Raw genomic sequence first — 24114 nt, forward strand, 5'->3', positions numbered from 1 at the left:
TTCCCGTTGCGGCCCGGACCATGCGCCGACGTCCGCCCCGCTCAGGTCGGCGCCCCGTCCAGCGCCGCCAGGAAGTCGGCCACGAGGTCGGCCGTGTCCTCGATGCCGGTGGAGACGCGGACCAGCCCCTCCCCGATGCCGGTGGCCGCGAGCTGCGCGGCGTCCACGATCCCCGCCCACATCGACCGGGGGTGCACCACGAGCGTGCTGACGCTGCCCAGGCTGGCCGCGCGCTTCGCCAGCCCCAGCCCGGCCAGCAGGGCGGCCGCTCCCGCCCGGCCCGCCGCGAGGTCGACGCCGAGCACCCCGCCGAAGCCGGTCATCTGCCGGCGCGCGAGATCGTGCTGGGGATGCGACGGCAGCCCCGGGTAGCGGACCCGGGCGACCGCCGGGTGCCCCTCCAGCGCCCGGGCCAGGGCGAGGGCGTTGTCGTTGTGCCGCTGCACCCGCAGCGGCAGCGTGCGGATCCCGCGCAGCAGCAGCCAGGCGTCCACCGGGCCGAGCGTGCTGCCCGTGACGACGGCTGTCCGCCACACCCGCTCGACCAGCCCGGCCGGGCCGACGACCACCCCGGCGGACACGTCCGAGTGACCGCCGAGGAACTTGGTGCCGCTGTGCCAGACCAGGTCCGCCCCGGCGCTCAGCGGGCGCTGGTTGACCGGCGTGGCGAAGGTGTTGTCGACCACCACCAGCGCGCCGGCCGCGTGGGCCGAGGCGGCCACGGCCGCCAGGTCGGTCAGCTCCAGCAGCGGATTGCTCGGCGTCTCGACGAGCACCAGGCGGGTCTCCGGGCGCAGCGCCCGGTCGAAGGCCCCGCTGTCGGTCTGGTCGACCTGGGTGCAGGACACCCCGAAACGCGCCAGCAGGCCGGTGGCGAGCGACGTGGTGCCGCCGTACGTGCTGCGCTGCACCACCACATGGTCGCCGGCCGAGAGCAGGGCCAGGGCGATCGTGCTGATCGCGCCCATGCCGGAGGCGGTGACCAGGCCCGTCTCCGCCCCCTCCAGCTCGGCCACCACGGCGGCCACCTGCGCGTGGTTCGGGTTGCCGTAGCGGGTGTAGAAGGCGCTGCCCCGGGCCTCGGTGGCGATCTCGGTGAACCGCTCGTCGGACTCGGCGCTGAACGTCGCGCTCTGCACGATCGGCGGGGCCACCGCCCCACCGGGGACCAGGCCGTCGTCGCCGTGCACGGCGGCCGTGCTGAGGCCGGTCACGAGCGCGCCACCCGGTCCACCAGCGCGCCGTAGCTGCCGAGCGCCGTGAACTCGGGCAGCGTGAGGTCGCTGCCGTGGCGCTGCCGCAGCACGGTGACCAGCCGCAGGGCGCGCAGCGAGTCCCCGCCGGCGGCCAGGAAGTCGGTGGCCGGGTCGCGCGGCGCGGTCCCGAGCACCTCCTGCCAGGCCCCCGCCACCCGGGCGGCCCACTCGCCGCGCGGGTCGCCGGCCGCCGGCCCGGCGGCGGCGACCGGCGGCAGCGGCGCGGCCGGGTCGGCGGCGAGCAGCCGGCGGAAGCCGTCGGCGAGCGCGTCCACCCGCTCCGCGGGCACGTGCCGGTGGTCGTACTGGACGGTGAGGGCCAGCCGGCCGGTCCCGGCGTCCAGTTCGGCGTCGACGGCGAGGCTGAACGCCACGTCGACGGTGATGCCCCGGCTGTCCACGACGCGGCTCCCGCCGCCGGCCGGACCGGCCGGGAAGTGGGTCCAGTTGAAGAAGTGGTCGAAGCGGGGGACGCCCCCGCCGGCGCGGACGATCTCGGCGAGCGGGAAGCGGTGGTGCCCCATCAGCTCCCGCTCGGCGCGCCACACCTCGGCGGCCAGCTCGGCCGGCGACCGGGTGCCCAGCGCCACGCTCACCGGCAGGGTGTTGAGGAACAGCCCGAGGGTGGCGTCGCTGCCCTCGCCCTCCGGCCGGCCACCGACCACCAGGCCGCTGACCACGTCGTCCCGGCCGGCCAGCTCTCCGATCAGTCGCAGGTGGGCGGCGAGCAGCCAGGACTTGACCGGCACCCCGGCGGCCCGGGCCGCCCCGGCGACGACCTCGGTGGTGCCCGCCTTCAACGGCACGCGCTGGGTGGTGGTGGTCCGGGGCTGCGCCCCGCCGAGCAGCAGCGGCCGCGCCGCACCGGCGCCGTCCAGCCAGAACCGGCGGGAGGCCGGGTCGGCCAGGGCGTGCCGCTCGGCGGCCACGTACTCCCGGAACGGCAGGCCGGGGTCGGCCGGGTGGGCCCGGCCGGCCCGTTCGGCGTCGTACGCGGCGAGCAGGTCGGTGAGGAACCGGTGCAGGCTCCAGCCGTCGAGGATGCCGTGGTACTCGGCGACGAGCAGCGTGAACGCGTCCGCGTCCTCCCGCACGGCGTGCAGTCGCAGCAGCGGTGGGCGGGCCCAGTCGAAGGGGCGTACCCGCTCCTCGGCCACCAGGTCGTCGATCCGTGCCCGGCGGGCCTGCGGGTCGGCGGCGGCCAGGTCGGTCACCGGCACCTCGACCGGCACGTCCGCGTGCACGAGCTGCAACGGCTCGGAGTACGAACCCAGTGCGAACCCGGTCCGCAGCACCGGGTGGGCGGCCACCAGGCCGGCCAGCGCGCGGCGCAGCGCCGCCGCGTCCAGCGGCGCGGCGACCCGGTGCGCCGTGACGTTGTGGTACATGGCCGGGTCGCCGGTCAGCTCGCCGTGGTAGACCATGCCCTGCTGGAGGGCGGTCATCGGGTACGCGTCCGCGAGCCCGTCCGGCAGCCGTTCCCGGTCGGCGGCAGCCACCAGGGCGAAGCGCCCGGCCTCCGCCGCGCCGGGTGCCGTCTCGACGCCGTCGACGGTGAGCTGCCCGTGCGCGACCAGCTCCCGGATCGTCTGGTGGGTGAAGATGTCGTTGAGCTGGAAGGACAGCCCGCGCTTCTGCGCCGCCACCTGCATCTGGATGCTGCGGATCGAGTCGCCGCCGAGGGCGAAGAAGCTGTCGGTCACCCCGAAGTCCGCCACCCCGAGCACCTCGCGCCACGCCTCGACCAGGATCTCCTCGGCCCGGTTGGCGGGCGAGACGCCCCCGCCGGCGCCGGGCCGGCCGAGCCGGGGCGCGGGCAGCGCCGCCCGGTCGAGCTTGCCGTTGCGGGTCAGCGGCAGCTCGTCGAGGAGGACCACGGCGGCCGGGAGCAGGTGGGCGGGAAGCCGGTCGGCAAGCCAGCCGGGCAGCCGCTCGGACAGCGGGCCGGCCGCCGGCGCGGCCGGCGTGACCACGGCCGGGCGCGGGTCGGCGGCGTACTCGGGGCGCACCGCGTGCAGGGTGTGCCGGTCGGTGCCGGCCAGCAGGTCGTCCTGCCGGGTGACCACCGTGAAGCCGCGCGCCTCGAAGATCGCGACCAGCTCGGCCAGCCGGCCCGCGGTGTCGGTGCCGGGAGCGTCGTGCACCTCCATGGCGACCTGCGCGATCAGCGGCCAGTGCCGGTCGTCGAGGCCGGCCAGCACGTCCGCCTCGGCCCGCTGCACGTCGATCTTCAGCAGGTCGATCCGCTCCGGGGCGAGCTCGTCCAGGACGGCCGAGAGCGGCCGGACCGGCACGGTGAGCCGCCGGCCGGCGAAGCGCTCGGCGAGCAGTTCGTCGACCCGGCCGAGCAGGACGTCCCGCTCGCCCGCGCCCGCGTCCCGCTCGTTGGCCAGGAACCGCTTGATCACCGCCACCTCGGCGGCCGGGTCGGCGTACGCGGCGTGGCCGGACATCATCGAGTAGCCCGGGTAGTAGGTGAAGGAGACCTCCCCGGCCGCCCGGGACAGCCCGAACCCGTGCACCGTGGCCGGCACGCCGAACTCGGCGACGTTGCGCCGCAGCACGTCGACCACCGACGGCACCGGCTCGAACGCGTGGATCGTCGCGTCCGGGCAGACGGCGTGGACGAACAGCGAGAACATGCCGATGTTCGCGCCCACGTCGAGCACCGTCGCCCCGGGCCGCAGCACGATGCCGTCGCGCAGGTAGACCTGCTGCACGAAGATCTCGTCGTACAGGTAGCGGGTCTCGTGCGGGTTGACCCCGGCGATCCGGTCGACGTCGACGGCCGGGGCCGGGCCGGCGCCGGGCCGGACGTAGGCGACGAGGCGGTCGCCGTACCCGTCGTCGTCGCGGGCCACCACGGCGGCGTCGGCGACCTCGGGGTGCCCGCGCAGGACGGCCGCCACCTCGCCGGGCTCCACCCGGAACCCGTGGATCTTCACCTGGTCGTCCAGGCGGCCCAGGTAGCGCAGCCGCCGGTCGGCGTCGAATCGGACCCGGTCACCGGTCCGGTACACCCGTGCGGTGCGCCCGGTCGGCAGGGCCACCTCCACGAACCGCCGGGCCGTGGCCTCCGGGTCGCCCAGGTAGCCGTCGGCGAGCTGGGGGCCGCTGACGCAGAGCTCCCCGGCCACGCCGGGCGGCACCGGCCGCAGCCACTCGTCGAGCACCCAGACCGCGACGCCGGGCAGCGGCCGGCCGATGCTCGGGGCGTCCCCGGCGCGGATCTCCGCGGCGCTGGTGTCCACCGTGCACTCGGTCGGGCCGTACAGGTTGACCGCGCGGACGCCGGGCAGCGCCGCGACCGTCTCCCACAGGTCCGGCGGGACCGCCTCGCCGCCGAGCAGCAGCAGGCCGGGCAGCGGGGTGTCGCCGGCGCCGGCGAGCAGGATGCGCAGTTGGGCGGGGGTCAGGTCGAGCACGTCGACGTGCTGGTCGGCCAGTGCGGCGGCCAGCGCCGCGCCGTCCCGGCGGACCTCCTCGGGCACCAGGTAGAGGCCGCGCCCGTGGCCGAGCTGCACGAGCTGCTTGACCGAGGCGTCGAAGGTGAGCGGGGCGTTGACCGCCACGCGCAGGCCCGGGCGGCTGCCCGCGTACACCGTCTGTTCCAGCGCCCCGGCGAGGTGCGCCGCGGCGCCGTGCGACACCCGCACCGGGCGGGGCGTTCCCGTGGAACCGGACGTGAAGATCACGTACGCCGGGTCGGCCGGGACCGGCGCCGCGGCCGGCGGCGGGCCGCCGGCCGCGACCAGGTCCGCGACGCTCACGGTCGCCGGGCCGCCGGCGCCGACCACGACCTCCGCGCCGACCGCCCGGAGCTGGGCGGCGAGGCGCGCCGGCGGGGCGTCCGGGTCCAGCGGCACGAACACCGCCCCGGCCCGCAGCACGCCGAGGAAGGCCACGACGGTGTCCCGGGAGCGGGCGGCCAGCACCCCGACCGGCGCGCCGGCCAGGCCGCGCGCCGCGAGGGCGCCGGCCACCCGGCCGGCCCGGTCGCGCAGCTCACCGGCGGTGTAGGCGCCGTCGGCGGCGACCACCGCCGGGGCGTCCCCGGCCATCCCGGCGAGGCCCGCGTCCAGCAGGTCCACGAGGGTACGGCCGGGCGCCTCGGCCGCGGTCCCGGCCGCGTCGGCCAGCCAGCCGGCCTCCGCGTCGCCGAGCAGGGCCGGCGGGGCGTCCCCGGCCAGCGCGGCGGGCAGGGTGCGCAGGACCGCCAGCAGCGCGTCGAGCAGCCACTGCCCGCCGACCACCCGCAGGGTGACCAGGTCGCCGTCGGTCAGCGCGGTGAGCTGCGGACCGGTGGCCGGCGCCGGGTCGGCGACCGTCACCGCGGCCCCGCCGAGACCGGCCACGGTGGACGGATCCACCGCGGGCCGCAGCGCGAAGCCGGCGACCGCGCCGGACTGCTCGTCCACCGGGTCGACCAGGTGGAACGTCTCGTCGGCCGCGGCCTCGGCGGCGCCGACCAGCGCCAGCAGGTCGGCGGCGGAGGCCGGCAGCGGCAGGGGCAGCCGGAGCGGCCCGTAGCCGCCCAGCGGGCCCACCACCCCGGCGGTGCCGTCGGCCTGCCGGCCGTCGCTCCACCGGGCCAGCACCAGGTCCGCCTCGTCGGCCCCGTCCGGCGCCTCGGCCCGGCGGGACACGGCGACGGCCCAGGCGGCCAGCAGCACGGTACCGGGTGCGACGCCCGCGTCCCCCGCGGCGCCGGCCAGCGCGGCGGCGGGCACCGTGGCGGTGACGGCCGCGCTCGGGTCGTCACCGTGCGGGGTGACCAGCCGCGCGGCCGGCGCGGCCGGCTCGGCGGCCGGGGCCTGCTCCCGCTCCTCCAGCTGCCACTCGGCCACGTCGAGGAACTGCAACGCCTCCGGGTCCTCCGGCAGCGCCTCGCCGGCGTAGGCCCGCGCCAGGTCGGCGAGGAGCAGCCGCAGGCTGGCCGGGTCGGCGATCAGCGGGGTGGCGGCCACCTCCAGCGCGTCCTCGGTCAGCGTCACCGACAGGTCGCCCTGCGCCCCGACCGTCACGGTGCGGGCGTCGTCCACGTCCTGCAACGGCACCCGCAGCCCGGGGTGGTGCACCAGGGTGAGCCGCAACGCCTCGTGCCGCGCCACCACCGTGTCGACGGCGGCCTGCAACCGGGCCCGGTCCAGCGGCCGGTCGAGCCGGACCCGCGCCCGGACCAGGTCCTGCTTGCCGGCCCAGGCCAGGCGCTGGATCGGCGACAGACGGTATCCGTTCACACCACACTCCGGTTCACGTAGAGGTCGGACATGGCGACCAGGATCTGCCGGTCGCCGCTGAAGGGTTCCCGGCCGTGGGTGGCCAGGAAGTTGTCCACCACCAGCACGTCACCGCGCTGCCAGGGCACCGAGACGGCGTGCTGCCGGTACAGCTCGCGGATGCCGGTGACCACCTCGTCGGGGATCGGCTCGCCGTCGCCGTAGTAGGCGTTGCGGGGCAGCCCGTCCGGGCCGTACTCGCGCAGCAGCGCGCCGGACACCTCGGCCGGCATGTTGGAGACGTGGAACAGGTGGGCGTGGTTGAACCAGACCGTCTCCCCGGTACGCGGGTGCGTGGCCACCGCCTGCCGGCGGGCCCGGGTCCGCAGCCCGTCCCCGCCCAGCCAGGTGAACTCGGTCGCCGAGGCGGCGCAGTACGCCTCCACCTCCGCCCGGTCGGTGGTCTGGAACGCCTCCTGCCAGGGCAGGTCCAGGTGCGGGCCGTAGTTGCGCACGTAGCTGACGCCGGTGCGGAGGAACCGCTCCCGCACGTCGGCCGGGATCAGCGGCGTGATGACCCGCTCGCTGGCCAGCGGGGTGGCCCCGCCGCTGCCGGTGGCCGGCTGAGCGCACCAGAAGTAGAGGTGCGTCGGCCAGTTGTGCGAGTACGACATCTCGTGGTGCAGCGGGATCCACTGCTCGGCGTTGAACTCGGTGGAGGTGAACACCCGGTCGGCGACCTCGTGCCGGGGCGCGGCCCGCTCCAGGTAGCCGAGCAGGTCCGGGTTGACCGCCCGGGCGGCCAGGCTGAAGTCGTCGGGGGTGCGCACCTCGAAGCCGCGGAAGAACACCGCGCCGTGGCGGTCCAGGTCGGCCAGCAGCTCGTCGCGGCGGCCGGCGAGCCAGCCGGCCAGATCGAGGTCGGGCACGGCGGCCTCGACGAGCAGCACGAACTCCTCGTCCACGAGCACCCGCCGGGTCACCGGCGCGGTGACCGTGCCGGTGGCGCGCCGCCGGGGCGCCGGCCCGCTCGCTGCGCCGTCCTTCGTACGCGACTGCGGGGCTCGCAGGCCCGGCTCACTCCCCGCGCTCACGCCCGGCCGCCCGTCGCGGTCGCCACGGCGCCCGCGCGCAGCGCCTCGGTCAGCTCGGGCGCGGCGACCGGGTCGGACATCGCGGTGAGGATGCGCCGGGGCGGGGTGAACGGCTCCCGGGCGTGCGCGGCCAGCATGTTCTCCACCAGCAGCACGTCGCCGCGCTGCCAGGCGAAGGAGCGGGTCTCCGCGGCGTACGCGGCCCGCAGCTCGGCCAGCACGTCGTCGGGGATGGGCGTGCCGTCCCCGTACGCGGTCTGGTAGGGCAGGTCCTCCTCGCCGAGGGCGGCCCGCAGGCCGGCGCTGACGTCGTCGGGCAGCGAGGTGACGTGGAAGAACAGCGCGTGGTTGAACCAGGTCCGCTCCCCGGTGACCGGGTGCCGGCGCACCGCCGGCCGGACCTGTCGGGTCCGCAGCTGGCCCTCGCCCACCCACTCCACGTCGATCAGCGCCCGGGCGCAGTACGCCTCGACCTCAGCGCGCGAGTCGGTCTGGAACGCGGTCTGCCAGGAGAGGCTGATGCCGGGCAGGTAGTTGCGCCGGTAGAGCACCCCGTGCCGCTCGAACCCGGCGACCGTCTCCGGGCGGAGGCGGGCCAGCACCCGGCGGCTGTCCGCGAGGGGGGTGCGCCCGCCGGCGGCCGGCTCGACCTCGCAGTGGAAGACGATCCGCAGTGGCCAGTTCACCGTGTACGACTGCTCGTTGTGCAGCACGATCGGCTGGTCGGCCGGGTGCTCGGTGGAGGTGTACACCCCCTCGGTGACCTGGCTGCGCGGTGAGGAGCGTTCGCCGTAGGAGAGCACGTCGCCGGAGAGGGCCGCCATCACGGCGCGGAAGTCGTCGGCGCCGGCCACGGCGAAGCCGCGGAACAGCACCGCCCCGGCGCGCCGGGCCAGCTCGTCGACCTCGTCGCGGTGGCCGGCCAGCCAGCCGGTCAGGTCGACGTCGGGCACGTTGGCGCGCACCAGCGCCGGCAGCGGCCCGCCGGGCCAGTCGGGGCGCACGTCCACCAGGTTCCGCTCACGGCCGCGGCGGGGAATGGTCCGCGCGACCCGGTTCTGCTCAGTCATCTCTCACTCTCCAGCGGTGTCGACGCAGTCGGCGAGACTGCGCCGGGGGTCGGCGGCGGCGGTACGCAGCACCGCGCCGAACCGGCGGTGCCACGCGGCCACGCCGTCGTGGTCGAACAGGTCGGTGCGGTAGGTCCACAGGGCCGCCAGCCCGTCCCGCCGCTCGTCGAGCCAGAGCGTCAGGTCGAGCCGGGCGGTGTCCGGGGTGAGTTCCACGCCGGTGAACTCGACGCCGGCCGCGCCGCGGTGCCGGGCCGGCGGGGCGTTCTGCACCCCGAAGGCGACCTGGACCAGCGGGTTGCGCCGCGGCCGCCGGGTGGGCCGCAGCCGCTCCACCAGCAGGTCGAAGGGGACGTCCTGGTGGGCGGCGGCGAACAGGGTGACCCGGCGGGCCTCGGCGAGCAGGTCGGCGAAGCCGCGGTCCGGCGCCGGCCGCAGCCGCAGCGGCAGCGTGTTGACGTGGCAGCCGACGCTCTGCTCGGCGGCCACGCTGGTCCGGCCGGCGAAGGCGACGCCGACGAGCAGGTCACGCCGGCCGGTGGCGGCGCCGAGCAGGGTGGCGAACGCGGCCAGCCCGACCATGTGCAGGCTGGCCCGCCCGGCCCGGGCCAGCTCGCGCGCCGCGGCGGCGGTGGCGTCGTCCACGGTGGTCCGCAGCGCCGCGCCGCAGGGCCGGCCGTCACCGGGCCGCGCGGCGGGCGGCGGGCCCGGCCGGGCCGGAGCGGTCCAGCCGCGCCGGGGTGGGGCGGCGGGCAGGTCGAGCAGGTCCGGGGCATCCCGCAACTCGTCCAGCACCTCGGTGACGGCCCGCCGCCCCGCCGGCCCGGCCAGCCAGTCCCGCTGGGCCAGGGCGAACGTCGCCGGGCCGGCCGCCGGCGGTGCGGGCGCCGCCGCCGGGTCGCCCTCGGTGTCGTACGCCCGCGCCAGGTCGCGCACCAGCACGCCGAACGACCAGTCGTCGCAGACGATGTGGTGCACGACCAGCAGCAGCGCCAGCGCGCGGCCGGTGCCGTCGGGCACGAGGTGGGTGCGGAGCAGCGGGCCGGCGGCCAGGTCCATGGGCGCCCGGGTGGCCTCGGCGGCCAGCCGGCGCAGCCCGGCGTCGAGCGGTGTGCCCGGATCGGCCGGCGCGACGACCAGCGTGCCGTCGGCGGCGGGGCCGGCGTGCTGCACCGGCCCGTCCGGGCCGGACGGGAAGACCGTGCGCAGGGCCGGGTGCCGGTCCACCACCCGGCGCACCGCCCGGGCCAGCCGGTCCGGGTCCAGCGGCGTACCGAACCGGACCGCGAAGGCCAGCAGGTACGAGGTGTCGGCCGGGTCGAGCCGGTGCAGGAACCAGAGCCGGGCCTGCGCGGCGGAGAGCGGGGCGGGACCGGCCGGCGCCGCACCGGGCGGCCCGGCGACCGGATCCGGGTCGGCGGGGAGCCCGTCGAGGTGGGCGGCCAGCGCGGCGACGGTCGGGTGGGCGAAGAGGTCGGCCGGCCGGACCGGCCGGCCGGTGGCGGCGGCCAGCCGGGTCGCGCAGCGGACCGCGAGCAGGGAGTCGCCGCCGAGGGCGAGGAAGTCGGCGCCGGCGCCGGTCACCGGCACCCCGAGCAGTTCCCGCCAGACCGCGGCGACCGTCCCGGCCGTGCCGTCGAGCGTGGCGTGCGCTCCGGTGCCGTCGCCCAGGACGGGCGCAGGGAGGGCCCCGCGGTCCACCTTGCCGTTGGGCAGGGTGGGCAGCCGGTCGAGCCACACCACGGTCGCGGGGACCAGCGGGGCGGGCAGCGCCTCGGCGAGCCGGGCCCGGACGTCGTCGCGCCGCTCGCCCACCAGGTAGCCGACCAGCAGCGGGTCCCCGCTCGGTCCGGGGCGCACCGCGGCGGTCGCCTCCCGTACGCCGGGCAGGGCGGCGAGGCGGGCCGCCACCTCGCCGAGTTCGATCCGGTAGCCCCGCAGCTTCACCTGGTCGTCGAGCCGGCCCAGGTACGCGAGCTGCCCGTCCGGCCGCAGGCGGACCCGGTCGCCGGTGCGGTACATCCGTTCGCCGGGCCGGAACGGGTCGGGCCGGAACCGGGCGGAGGTCTCCTCGGGCCGGTCGAGATAACCCCGGGCCAGGCCCGCCCCGGCCAGGTGCAGCTCGCCCGGCTCGCCCGGCGGGACCGGCCGACCGTCCGGGCCGAGGACGTACGCGCGGGTCTGCGGCAGCGGCCGGCCGATCGGCGGGTCCCCGCTGTCCGGTGGCACCTCCGCCCAGGTCGAGTAGGTGGTGTCCTCCGACGGGCCGTAGAGGTTGCAGAGCCGGCGGACGTGCGGGCGGGCCCAGACCCGGGCGGCCAGCGCGGCGGTCAGCGGCTCGCCGGCCAGGCAGACGGTGCGCACGCTCGCCGGCAGGGCCGACGCGGTGAGCAGTTCCCCCATCGCGGAGGGCACCGTGTTGACCAGGGTCACCGGCAGCCGGTCCGCGCCGGGGGCGGCGAGCGCCAGCACGTCGTCGACCAGCAGCACCCGGCCGCCCCAGCAGAGCGGGCCGAAGATCTCGAAGACGGACAGGTCGAAGCAGACCGAGGTGGCGGCGAGCAGCCCGCCCAGTTCCGCGTCGTCGAAGGTCTGCCGGACCCAGTGCATGAGCACCGACGCGGAGCGGTGCTCGATGGCCACGCCCTTGGGGCGCCCGGTCGAGCCGGAGGTGTAGATGACGTAGGCCAGGTCCGCCGGCGTGGCCGGCACCGCCGGGTCGGTGCCGTCCTCCACCGGGTCGAGCCGGTCGACCGGGACCGCCGTGCCGGGGAACCGGCCGGCGAGGTCGGCGCGGGTCAGCACCAGCCGCACCCCGGAGTCGGCGGCCATGAACGCCACCCGGGCCGGCGGGTACGCCGGGTCCAGCGGCACGTAGGCGGCGCCGGCCTTGAGCACGGCGAGCAGGGCGACCACCAGCTCGGGGGTGCGCGGCAGGCAGACGCCCACCCGGTCCTCCCGGGTCACCCCGCGCCGCAGCAGCACCCGGGCCAGCCGGTTCGCCGCCTCGTCCAGCTCCCGGTAGGACAGCGCGTGGTCGCCGTGCCGGACCGCCTCGGCGTCCGGGGTGCGGGCGGCCTGCGCGGCCACCATCCGGTGCAGACAGTCGACGGCGGTCGGGCCGCCGGTCGCGCGCCGGCCGGCGTTCCGGCGGGTCGGGCCGGGTCGGGTGGGGACGCTCACCGGCGGGACCCCCGGCTCCGGAGCAGCGCGAGCCGCCGGTCGGCCTCCTCCTGGAGCCGGTCCTTGTCGGCGAGGATGACCGTGCCGGGGTCGTTGTCGGGCAGTTCGTCCTCCACGTCGCGGATCGGCCGGTACGCGATGCCGGCGGCGGCCAGGCCGAGGGCGCAGAGCCCGGCCACGATCGCCGCGAGGGCCATGCCCCGCCCCGGTCCGGTGCCCACGACGCCGGCCAGCAGTCCGCCGGGGGTGACCAGCGGGGCGAAGACGTGCTCGGCGAGCGGGCCGGCGCTCAGGAAGCCGGCCGGCACCATCAGCCAGGACAGCATCTGCCCCATGGACAGCACCCGGCCCTGGAGTTCGAGCCCCACCTTGGCCTGCACGATGGCCAGCCAGTGCGTGTTCACGAGCGCCGTGGCCAGGCCCATGCCGAACAGGCCGACGGCCGGGAACAGCGGGCTGGGGCGCAGGCCGACCGTGAGCAGCGAGGCGCCCAGCAGCACGACGCTGGCCAGGATGCCGGTGGTCCGCCGGGCCGTGCCGCCCCAGACGCCCATGAGCACCGAGCCGACCAGCATGCCGACGCCGCTGGCGGCGAGCACCCGGCCGAGGACCGCCGGGTCGCCGAAGGACAGGGTCAGCGGGGTGACCAGGACCTCGACCATGGCGAAGAAGTAGTTCAGCGACGCGACCAGCACGACCAGGGCGACCAGGCCGTGCCGGCGGACGATGAACCGCCAGCCGCCCAGGACCTCCCGCCGGAACGGCTCCTCCCGCTTGACGAACAGCGTGTCGGGGAAGCGGACCGACAGGGTGACGAGCACCGCGACGGCGAAGGTGAGCAGGTCGATGACGACGATCCCGCGCAGCCCGACCGCGATCACCAGCGCGCCACCGACCAGCGGCGCGAGCACCGTGCTGGTCGCCGTGGCGAGGGAGACGATGCCGTTGGCCCGCCCGTAGTACCGCTTGGGCACCAGTTGCGTGACGGCCGCCAGGTAGGCGGGTTGCTGGAAGGCGGTGGCCACCGCCGTGACGGTGATCGCCGTGAACACGTGCCAGAGCTGGAGCTGCCCCAGCCAGAGCAGCAGCGCGAGACTCACCGTGCCGGTGGCGGCCAGGCAGTCCGCGAGGATCATGATCCGTCTTCGGTCCCACCGGTCGGCGAGCGCGCCGGCGACGGGCGAGAGGACCACGGCGGGCAGCAGCGCCAGCACGGTGGCCGTGGCGAACAGCGACACCGACCCGGTCCGCTGGTAGACCCAGAGGCTCATGCCGAAGCCGGTCAGCCCGCTGCCGATGAGCGAGACGAGCTGGCCGATCGCGATCAGGTAGAACACCGCCAGGCTGGGCATCGCGCGGCGCGGGGCCGCCGGCTCCTCGCGGGCCGGCGCGGGCGCGGGCGCGCGCTCGGCCGCCGGCTCGGCGGCAGGCGCGGCAGGCGCGGTAGGCGCGGCGCAGTGCGCCAGGATGATGCCCGCCAGTTCGGCGGGCTGGTGCTTGGCGAAGTAGTGCCCGGCGCCCTCGATGACCTCCAGCGACACCCGGTCGGCGAAGAACTCCCACTCCAGGTACCGCTCCTGGTACAACTCCGTGGCACGGTCACCGCTGCCCACGACGCTGACCAGCGGCGCGGACAGCTTCCGGGGCAGGCCCTCGGCGTAGACGTCGGTGTAGTAGTCCTCACCCCGCGCCGAGTCGGCCAGGACCACGCGCATCACGAAGTCCTTCTCGTTCTCGTCGAAGACCTCGGTGAAGAAGCCCATGGCGCGCAGCGACTCCAGCGTGCGCCGCTTCGACGTCCAGCGCTCCACCGGGAACCACCGCCGCAGCCAGCCGAACAGCCGGCCGGGCAGCCGAGGGGCGGGGAAGTGGGCGCCGATGACCACGCCGGTCACCTCGACGCCGGCCGCCTCCAGCCGACGGGCCAGCTCGACCGCCTCGGCGCCGCCCACGCAGTGCCCGTACACGGCCACCGGGCCGGTGATCCCCTCGACCACCTCGGCCACGCAGCCGTCCACCAGGTCGTCCAGGTCGAGCAGGGGCTCGTCCGGGCGGTTCACGTCGTGGCCGGGGCGTTCCAGCGCGTACAGCGCGACGCCCGGCGGGAGCGCGTCGGCGAGGGGCTGGAAGGTGATGGCGCTGCCGCCGCCGAACGGTACGCAGACCAGCGTCAGCGTCGTCGGCGTGCCCGGCCGCGCCGGGGTCAGCTCGTGCAGCAGGCGCCCGACGGAGCCTCCGGTCGCCGCCAGGTGCTCGGTCAGGCCGCGGATCGTGGGGTGGCGGAACAGGTCGAGGACGCTGATCGCCGGGTCGCTGCCGGCCAGGGCCTTGATGGCCTTGAAGGAGTCGCCGCCGAGGTCGAAGAAGTCGTCGTCGATGCCGACGCTGTCGTACCCGAGCACCGCCGCCCACCGCTGCGCCAGCGCCTTCCGCAGCGGGGTGTCCGGCGGGGTGGCGCCGACGGTGCCGCCGCCGCGGCGGGGTGCGGGCAGCGCGGCCCGGTCGACCTTGCGGTTGGCGTTGAGCGGCAGCCGGTCGAGCACCACGAACGCCGACGGCACCATGTAGTCCGGCAGGTAGGTGCGGGTGAAGGTCCGCCACGGTGCCGGGTCGACGTCGAAGTCGGCGGTGATCTCCGCCTGGTCCGGGTCGGCGTCCGCACCGGGCCCGGCCAGCGTCAGGTACGCCACGATCGCCTTCTCGGCGCCGTCCTCGCGGACCACCACGGCGGTGTCGCGGACCGACTCGTGGCGGCGCAGCACCGCCTCGATCTCGCCCAGCTCGATGCGGAATCCGCGCACCTTGACCTGCGAGTCGCTGCGTCCGGCGAACTCGATGCGGCCGTCGGCCAGGCGGCGGCCCAGGTCGCCGGTGCGGTAGAGCCGGCCGCCGCCGCCCGGGTCCGGCACGAACCGCTGCGCGGTCAGCGCCGGGTCGCCGTGGTAGTCGCGGGCCAGCCCGGCGCCGCCGAGGTACAGCTCACCGAGCACGCCGACCGGGGTGGGGGAGAGCCGCGCGTCGAGCACGTGGACGCGCATGTTGCCGATCGGCCGGCCGACGGTGAGGTGCGTGAAGCCCGGCTCGATCCGGTCCATGGCGCACCAGACGGCGGCCTCGGTCGGGCCGTAGAGGTTCCACAGCGCGTCCACCCGCTCGGCGAGCTGCCGGGCCAGCGGCGCGGACACCGCCTCGCCGCCGCACACGGCGGTCAGGCCGGGGGTGCCCGTCCAGCCGGCCTCGACGAGCAGCCGCCAGGTCGCCGGCGTGCCCTGGGCCAGGGTGACCCGCTCCGCCCGCAGCAGCTCGGCCAGCCGCGGCGCGTCGTAGGCGACGTCGCGGCCCACCAGCAGCATCCGGGCCCCGACCACCAGGGGCAGGAACAGCTCCGGCACCGACATGTCGAAGGCGAAGCTCGCCATCGCGAGCATGGTGCCGTCGGCGGTCAGGCCCGGCCGGTCGCGCATGGTGGCCAGGGTGTTCACCACGGCGGCGTGGCTCACCCGGACACCCTTGGGGCGGCCCGTCGAGCCGGACGTGTAGATGACGTACGCGAGGTCGTCCGGACCGGCCGACGACTCGGGGTCGGTGTCCGGCTCGGCGTCCAGCGCCGCGCCGCCGCACACCACCTCGCCCGCGAAGCCGGCGAACCGGTCGGCCAGGCCCGCCTCGGTGACCAGCACCCGGGCGTCGCTGTGGGTCAGCACGTACCGCTGCCGCTCGACCGGGTAGTCCGGGTCCACCGGGACGTACGCGCCGCCGGCCTTGAGCACGCCGAGCAGGGTGACCGGCAGTTCGACCGAGCGGTGCAGGCAGACGGCGACCGTCACGTCCGGGCCGACGCCGGCCCGGCGGAGCCGGTGCGCGAGCCGGTTGGCCCGGGCGTTCAGCTCGGCGTAGCGGAGCGTGGTGGACCCGAAGGTCACGGCGGGCCGGTCGGGCCGCGTCGCGACCTGGTGGGCGATCAGGTCGACCAGGGTCGGCCGGCCCGGCACCGCCCAGCCCGGCTCGGTGGCGGTGTCGTTCCACGCGGCGACCCGGTCCCGCTCGGCGGGGGTGAGCACGGCCAGGTCCGCCAGCCGGACACCGGGGTCGGCGACGGCCGCGGCGAGCAGCGTCTCCAGGTGCCCCATCATCCGCTCGGCGGTCTCGACGTCGTACAGCGCGGTGTTGTACTCCAGCCGGAACCGCAGCCCCTCGTCCACCTCGTACGCGTACAGCGCCAGGTCCTGCTGGGCGATGCCCGGCTCGACGGCGAACGGCACCATCCGCAGGCCGGCCGTGCCCAGGTCCCGCTGTTCGGGCACGTTGAGCAGGTTGAACATCACCTGGAACAGCGGGTTCCGGCTGAGGTCGCGGGGCGCGTCGACGAGGTCGACGAGCCGCTCGAACGGCACCTCCTGGTGGTCGTACGCGCCCAGGGCCGTGCGCCGCACCGCGCCGAGCAGGTCCGCGAAGGTCCAGTCGCCGTCGAGCACGGTGCGCAGCGGCAGCATGTTGACGAAGAAGCCGACCATCGGTTCGAGCTCGGCGCGGACCCGGCCGGCGACCGGCGTGCCGACGCAGATGTCCCGCTGGCCGGTGTAGCGCCAGAGCAGGGCCTTCAGCGCGGCCAGCACGGTCATGGCCAGGGTGGCGCCCCGGGCCTGGCTGAACCGGCGCAGCTCGTCGGCGGCCTCCGGCGGCAGGACCCGGGTGCTCACCGCGCCGTCGAAGGTCTGCACCGGCGGCCGGGGCCGGTCGGTGGGCACCTCCAGCACGGTCGCCGCCCCGTCGAGCTGCCGGCGCCACCAGCGCAGGTCCTCGCTGTCGGGGTCGGCCAGCCGGCCGCGCTGCCAGCGCGCGTAGTCGCCGTACTGAACGGCCAGGTCGGGCAGCGGCGCGGGACGGCCCGCGCGGGCGGCGTCGTAGCGCGTGGCGAGTTCACCGGCGATGATGCCGAGCGACCAGCCGTCGGAGACGTTGTGGTGCATGGTCAGCGAGAGCACGTGCCGGTCGGCGGCGACCCGCAGCAGCACGGCCCGGAACAGTGGCCCGCCGGCCAGGTCGAACGGGCGCCGGACGTCGGCGGCGAGGGCCGCGTGCACCCACCCGGGCACCGCGTCGGCGACGGCCGACTCCACGATGCTGCGGGGCGCCACGTCGTCCGCGTCGTCGGGCGCGGTCACCACCGGCAGGTCGACCGGCCCGGCCGGCCGTACCTCCTGGACCGGGTCGCCGTCGGGGCCGAGCGGGAAGACGGTACGCAGCGACTCGTGTCGCCGGACCAGGCCGGCCAGCGCCCCGCGCAGCGCGTCCAGGTCGAGCTCGCCGTCGAGCAGCAGCGCCGTGCTGACGGTGTACGCGTTCTGCGCGTACGCCTGGTCGAGGAACCAGAGCCGGTGCTGCCCGGAGGAGAGCGGCGCCGGGCCGGCGCCGGGGTCGGCGCGGGGGATGGTCGGCTCGGCCGGCGCGGCGGGGGCCGGCTCGACCGCGGCCGGCGCGGCCGGCGCGTCGACGGTCGCCGGCAGCGCCGCCGCGATCCCGGCGACGGTCGGCTGCGCGAAGACCGTCTCCAGCGGCAGCGCCACGCCGAGCCGGGCCCGCAGCCGCACCACGACCTGGGTGGCGAGCAGCGAGTGCCCGCCCAGCTCGAAGAAGTTGTCGTGCGCCCCGATCGGCCGGATGCCGAGCAGCTCGGACCAGATCTCCGCCACGCGCTCCTGCGTCGGCGTGCCCGGTGCCGCGTAGGTGGTGCTCAGGGCCGGCCGGTTCCCGGCGTCGACGGGCTCGGGCGCGGCCGGCGCCTCCGGTGCGGCGGCCGGGGAGAGGGTCGCCGCGCCGGTGCGCGGGGCGGCGTCCACCCAGTACCGCTGCCGCTCGAACGGGTAGCCGGGCAGGGCCAGCCGGCGGCGCCCGCCCCCGTGGAACCGGGCCCAGTCGACCGGCGCGCCGGCCAGCCACAGCCGGCCCACGGCGTCGAGCAGCGTGCTGAGGTCGTCGGCGTCGGAGCGCGGATGCCGCATCGCCGCCACGGCCTGGCCCGGTCGCAGGCCGGCCAGCCGGGCCAGGCCGCCGAGGGCGTGCCCGGGGCCCAGCTCCGCGAGGACCACGTCCTGCTCGGCGAGGAGCGCGGCCGACTCGGCGAACCGCACCGGCTCGCGCATGTGCCGCACCCAGTACGCCGGGTCGGTGACCTGCCCCGGGCTGACCGGGCCGCCGGTCAGGTTGCTCAGGTAGGGGCGCTCGGGCTCGTGGAGGGTGACCCGGGCGACGTGCTCGGCGAACTCGTCCAGCACCGGGTCGAGCAGGGCGGAGTGGTAGCCGCGGGCGACCCGCAGCGGCCGGCAGTCGACCCCGTCGCCGGTCAGCCGCTCCCGCAGCGCCCCGACGGCCTCGGGATCGCCGGAGAGCACGCACAGCTCCGGGGCGTTGACGGCGGCCAGCGACACCCGGTCGTCCAGCAGCTCGGCCACCGCGGCCTCGGGCAGGCTCACGGCGAGCATCGCCCCGGCCGGGGTCCGCTCGACCAGCGCGCCGCGGGCGCAGACCAGGCGCAGCGCGTCGGGCAGCGAGAGGACGCCGGCCAGGCAGGCGGCGACGTATTCGCCGAGGCTGTGCCCCACCATGAGGTCCGGGGTCACACCCCGGGCGAGCAGCGACCGGGCGAGCGCGTACTCGCTCACGAAGAGCGCGGGCTGGACGAGCCGGGGCCGGGCGAGCAGCCGCTCGGCCTCCGCGTGGCCGTCCGGCGCCGGGCAGAGCAGCGTACGCAGGTCCAGCCCCAGGTCGTCGCGGACCAGCTCGGCGCACTCGTCCACCACGGCCCGGTAGGTCGGCTCGGCGCGGTGGAGGCCCGCGCCCATCGCCACGTGCTGCGCGCCGTGCCCGGGGAAGGCGAACACCAGCGGGCGCCGGCCGCCGGGATGGACGCCGCTGAACTGGCGCTCCGGCGCGTCGAGGGCGGCCAGCGCGTCGGCCCGGTCCGCCGCGACGAGGAACCGTCGGTGGGTCATCGACTGGCGCCGGCCCAGACCGGCCGCGACGTCGGCGAGGTCCACGTCGGGACGCCCGGCGAGCCAGTCGCGGAGCTGGCGGGCCTGCCGGTCCAGCGCCTCGCCGGTACGCGCCGACACGACCAGCAAATGCGGCCCCGCGGTCGGCGCGGTGGTCGCCCGCACCGGTGTGGCCGGTGGCTCCTCCAGCACCACGTGCGCGTTGGTGCCGCCCATGCCGAACGAGCTGACCCCGGCCCGGCGCGGGCCGTCGGCGACCCAGGGGCGGGCGCTGTCGGTGAGGTAGAACGGGCTGCCCGCGAAGTCGATCGCCGGGTTGGGCTCGCTCACGTTGATCGCCGGCGGCAGCGTACGGCTCCACAGGGCCATGACCGTCTTGATGAGACCGGCCACCCCGGCGGCTGCGTCGGTGTGCCCGATGTTGGCCTTGACCGAGCCGAGGGCGCAGAACCCACGGTCGTCGGTGCCGCGGCGGAACGCCTCGGTGAGCGCGGCCACCTCGATGGGGTCGCCGAGGCTGGTGCCCGTCCCGTGCGCCTCGACGTAGCTGACCGAGCGGGGGTCCACGCCGGCCGTGGCCAGCGCGCTGCTGACCACCTCCACCTGACCCGCCACGCCCGGCGCGGTGTAGCCGGTGCGGCGCGCCCCGTCGTTGTTGATCGCGGAACCGCGGATCACCGCGTAGACCGTGTCGCCGTCGGCGACCGCGTCCTCCAGCCGCTTCAGCACGACGACGCCGACCCCGCTGGACTCGATGCTGCCGCGCGCGTCGGCGCTGAACGGGCGGCAGTGCCCGTCGGGGGAGTAGATCCCGCCGTCGTGGTAGAGGTAGCCCCGGCGCTGCGCCGGGAAGATGCTGACACCGCCGGCCAGGACCAGGTCGGACTCGCCGGTCAGCAGGCTCTGCCGGCCGAGGTGCACGGCCACCAGCGAGGTCGAGCAGGCCGTGGCGACCGTGACGGCCGGGCCGGTGAGGTCGAGCTTGTAGGCGACCCGACTGAGCAGGAAGTCCTTGTCGTTGCCGATGGAGAGCTGGTGCTCGCCGATGGCCCCGGCCAGCTCGGGGTGGCTGCTCAGGTGGTCGAGCAGGTAGCTGCTGCGGCCCGACCCGGCGAAGAGGCCGATCCGGCCCGGGTGGCCGGAGGGGTCGTGACCGGCGTGCTCCAGCGCGTGCCAGGCGCACTCGAGCAGCAGCCGGTGCTGCGGGTCCAGGGTCTGCGCCTCCCGGGGCGTGATCCCGAAGAAGGTCGCGTCGAACTCGTCGATCCCGGGCAGCCAGGTCCCGGCCCGCACGTACGCCGGGTCGTCCAGCCGGGCGGGGTCGGCCCCGTCGGCGAGCATCTCCTCGACGGTGAACTCCCGGACCGACTCCACCCCGGTGCGGATGTTGTGCCAGTACTCGTCCACGGTCCGGGCGCCGGGGAAGCGGCAGGCCATGCCGACGACCGCGACCAGGCCGGTCGGCTGCCCGGTGTCCCCGGTCGCGCCGGCACGGGGCCGGGCCGTCCGGGCCGGCGCGACGGCCGGCGCGGCCGCCCCGGCGGTGGCGGTGGCCAGGAACGTGGCCAGCGCGTCGACTGTGGGGTGCCGGAACAGGTCGGTGACCGTGACGACGTCGCCGAGCCGGTCGCGCAGCCGTTCGAGGACGGCCAGCAGCCGCATCGAGTGGCCGCCGAGGTCGAAGAAGTTGTCCCGTGGCCCGACCCGGTCGACGCCGAGGACGTCGCGCCACACGTCCACGACCAGCCGCTCCAGGCGTACCCGGGTCGCGTCCCACCGGACCGGACCGGGCGCGGAGGCCGGCGCCGGCGGCTCCGCAGCCACGGGCTCGGGCGCGGGCCGCGGCCGGGGCACGTCCGGCGCGCGCCCGGGCGCGGGCAGCGCGTCCACGTCCACCTTGCCGTTGCCGGTCAGCGGCAACGCGTCGAGCCGGACGAACGCGGAGGGCACCAGGTAGGACGGCAGGTCGGCGGCGAGCGCCGCCCGGAGGTCCGCGACGTCGGCCTCCGCCGCGCCCGCGAGGTACGCGACGAGCCGCGGGTCGTCGGGGTCGTCCCGGCGCAGCTGCGCCGTCACGTCGAGGTCCGGCCGGCAGCGCCGGATCGCCGCCTCGACCTCGCCGCACTCGATCCGGTAGCCGCGCAGCTTGACCTGGCGGTCGGTGCGGCCGAGGTATTCGAGGTGCCCGTCGGGACGCAGGCGGACGAGGTCGCCGGTGCGGTAGAGCCGCGCGCCGGGGACGGCCGAGAACGGGTCCGGGACGAACCGCTCGGCCGTCAACCCCGGCTGGTTGAGGTAACCGCGCGCCACGCCGGTCCCGCCGACGTGCAGCTCGCCGACCGCGCCCGCCGGGACCGGGTTCTGCCACCCGTCGAGCACGTACAGCCGGGTGTTGGCGATCGGCCGGCCGATGGGGACGGAACCGCCGTCCGGTGAGGCCGGGTCGACCTCGTACGCGGCGCAGCCGACCACGGTCTCCGTCGGCCCGTACTCGTTGACCAGCGCGGTGCCGGGTGCGTGGGCGCGCCACGGCGCCACCTGGTCGGCGCGCAGGTTCTCGCCGCCGATCACGAAGCACCGGGTGCGGCCGGCCATCTCGGCGGGGCGGAGCTGGTGGCGGACCAGGTCGAGCTGCGCCGGAGTGATCTTGACGAGCCCGAACGGCGTCCGCTGCTCGCGCAGCGCCTCGCCCAGCGCCTCGGGGCCGAGGTGCTCGCCGATCATCCGCACGGTGGCCCCGCTGACCAGCGGCACCAGCAGGCTCGTCACGGTCAGGTCGAACCCGATCGACGAGTGCAGCGGGACGACGTCGCCGGGCCGCAGCCGGTAGGCCTGGGCCGCCCAGCGCACGTAGTTGCAGACGCCGCGGTGGGTGACCATGACGCCCTTGGGGCGGCCGGTGGAGCCGGAGGTGTGGATGACGTACGCCAGGTCGTCCGCCGACGGCTGCCGCGGGCGGCGGGGACGGCGCCGCGGGCCGGCACCCCGAGCCGGTTCGGCGGCCGGGACCGGCGTGTCGGGACCGGGCACCGGCAGCGCCGTGCCGTCGGGCACCAGGTGCGCCAGCTCGGCGCAGGTGAGCACGACCGGGGCGGCGGCGTCCGCGATGAGGTGCCGCAGCCGGGCCGGCGGGTTGGCCGGATCCATGGGTACGTAGGCCGCGCCGGTCCGCAGCACGGCGAGGACCGCCACCGCGAACGGGACGGCGCGGGGCAGCAGCACTCCCACCAGGCTGCCGATGCCGACGCCCCGCCCGCGCAAGGTCTCGGCCAGCGCCTCGGCCCGGGCGTGCAGCTCCTGGTAGCTCAGCGCGGCGTCGCCGTCGGTCACCGCCGCGGCGGTCGGCGTCTTCCGCGCCTGCCGCTCGATCAGCAGGTGGACCAGCTCGTCGGGCTCGGCGGGGGTGGCGGTGCGGTTCCACTCGCCGACGAGCTGCCGGTGCTCGTCGGCGGTGAGCATGGTGGCCGCGCCGACCGGCGCGCCCGGGTCGGCCAGCAGCGCGCGCAGCAGCGTCTGGAAGTGCCCGGCCAGGCGGGCCATGGTGTCCCGGTCGAACAGCTCGGTGCGGTACTCCAGCGCCGTGCGCAGGCCGTCGGCGTTCTCCCGGACCGAGACGGTGAGGTCGAACTTGGCGGTGTCGATCGGCACCTCGACCGGGGTGACCTCGAGGTCGTCCAGGCGTGGGGGCGTGGCCTCGCGGCCGTAGACGAACATCACCTGGAACAGCGGGGTGAAGCCGGGCCGGCGGGGCGGGCGCAGTGCCTCCAGCACGGTCCCGAAGGGCAGTTCCTCCCGGCTCAGGCCGTCCAGGGCGGCGGTGCGCACGCGCCCGAGCAGCGTCTCGAACGACGGGTTGTCGTCCAGCCGGGCCCGGACGGCCACGGTGTTGAGCAGGAGGCCGACGAGCCGTTGCGTGTCGGGCCGCCGCCGGTTCGCCACGGGCGTGCCCACCACGATGTCGCGCTGCCCCGTCCAGCGGGCCAGCAGCACGTGCAGCGCGGCCAGCATGACCATGTACGGGGAGACCCCCATCCGCCGGCAGAGCGCCGCGAGCGTCTCGCCGGGGAGGTCCAGCGGCACGGACAGGGTGGCGCCCGCGCTGGACGGCACGGCGGGGCGCGGCCCGCGGGTGGGCAGCTCCAGCACGGCCGGCGCGCCCGTGAGGTGCTCGCGCCAGTGGTCGAGCTGGGCGGCCGCCTCCGGGCCGTCCAGCCAGGCCCGTTGCCGGGCGGCGTGGTCGCGGCAGTCGGCGTCGACCGGGTCGAGGCGCGCCGGCCGCCCCGCGCGGTGCGCGGCGTAGAGCCGCTCCCACTCGTCGTGGAGGATGCCGAGCGACCACTCGTCGACCGCGACGTGGTGGAACGTCAGCAGCAGGACGTGCTCCTGCGGGGCGCAGCGCAGCAGGAGGGCGCGCACCACGGGTCCGCGTTCCAGGTCCATCGGCGTGTGCGCCTCGGCGTGCGTCCGGGCCCGCAGCTCCTGGTCACGCTGCCAGGTGGGCAGCCCGCTCAGGTCGTGCACCCGCAGGAGGCCGGGACGCGCCTCGTGGACCACCTGGACCAGGCGCAGCGCCGCGTCGTCGTCGCCGGGCGCACCGTCCGCGGCCGGGGCGAGGGTGGTGCGCAGGGCGGCGTGCCGGGCGACCAGGTCGTCGAGTGTGGCCGACAGGGCCGGCACGTCCAGCGGGCCGTGCAGCCGGTACGCCAGCGGCACGAGGTAGGTGGTCGTCCCCGGGTCGAGGCGGCTCAGCTGCCACATCTGGCGTTGTGCGGCGGAGGCCGGAGCAGAGGTCGCATCGGCCAGAAAATTGCCGGCCTCGACCCTTGTGATCAGTGTTTTCATAAGACAGGTGCAGATCCCTCGATAGGAATTTCCTGTCCACATCATCGGTAGCCGTGATCTTCGGCGGGATCCCCGGATCGGACGGGCGTCGATGCGTTCGGCCGAAGGCCTCGCACGTTCGTCTATTTTTTCGGCGGCGGTAACCTAGGCGACTGCACGGGCCGGCGGAGGCCGCCTCCGCGACGCCGCCGCACCGCCCCGTACCAGGGGATTTGACCTTCCCGGGCTGGCTCGGAGGGCGGTGCCGCCGGCCCCGCCGCGGCATCCGGGCGCCACTGTTGACAATCCGACTCCGGCCGAGGGTGTCCTGTCGGCGCATTTTGGTCGGATGCACACGGCCATATCCTCTCTATGCGGCTGTGCCTCTCCTATGTCGACTTGAGGTAGGCGCCGGTTGTGGTGGACAGGGGCTGGGAGCGATTTCACGGGCGGGCTCGCAATGAGCATTTCCGGCAGTT

The 24114-nt window shown here is 76.5% G+C and carries 6 protein-coding genes; all 6 read right to left on the reverse strand.

Translation table 11 applies throughout. From position 1 onward, the window contains the following. Nucleotides 1–41: 41 nt before the first annotated feature. The 6 genes from ACZ6PY_RS25615 to ACZ6PY_RS25640 are packed head-to-tail and all read right to left on the reverse strand — an operon-like array spanning nucleotide 42 to nucleotide 23701. Complete coding sequence (locus ACZ6PY_RS25615; RefSeq protein ID WP_466076077.1) at nucleotides 42–1214, reverse strand: trans-sulfuration enzyme family protein; 1173 nt, start codon at nucleotides 1212–1214, stop codon at nucleotides 42–44. Beyond that, nucleotides 1211–6496 carry a non-ribosomal peptide synthetase gene (locus ACZ6PY_RS25620; RefSeq protein ID WP_466076080.1) on the reverse strand — a complete coding sequence of 1762 codons (5286 nt, stop codon included), beginning with the start codon at nucleotides 6494–6496 and terminating at the stop codon, nucleotides 1211–1213. The genes ACZ6PY_RS25615 and ACZ6PY_RS25620 overlap by 4 nt, the downstream gene beginning before the upstream one ends. Then, nucleotides 6493–7569, reverse strand: a complete 1077-nt coding sequence (locus tag ACZ6PY_RS25625) for a TauD/TfdA family dioxygenase (protein ID WP_466076083.1) — start codon at nucleotides 7567–7569, stop codon at nucleotides 6493–6495. Before ACZ6PY_RS25625 ends, ACZ6PY_RS25620 begins: the two co-directional genes overlap by 4 nt. Then, on the reverse strand, nucleotides 7566–8639 hold the full coding sequence (locus ACZ6PY_RS25630) for a TauD/TfdA family dioxygenase (RefSeq protein WP_466076086.1): 1074 nt from the start codon (nucleotides 8637–8639) through the stop codon (nucleotides 7566–7568). Before ACZ6PY_RS25630 ends, ACZ6PY_RS25625 begins: the two co-directional genes overlap by 4 nt. Before the next feature lie 3 nt (nucleotides 8640–8642). Next, entirely contained in the window at nucleotides 8643–11822 is a 3180-nt protein-coding gene (locus ACZ6PY_RS25635; RefSeq protein ID WP_466076089.1) for an amino acid adenylation domain-containing protein, read from the reverse strand. Beyond that, nucleotides 11819–23701, reverse strand: a complete 11883-nt coding sequence (locus tag ACZ6PY_RS25640; RefSeq protein ID WP_466076092.1) for an amino acid adenylation domain-containing protein — start codon at nucleotides 23699–23701, stop codon at nucleotides 11819–11821. Before ACZ6PY_RS25640 ends, ACZ6PY_RS25635 begins: the two co-directional genes overlap by 4 nt. Nucleotides 23702–24114: the final 413 nt, after the last annotated feature.

Source organism: Micromonospora sp. NPDC048907 (genome assembly GCF_055586885.1).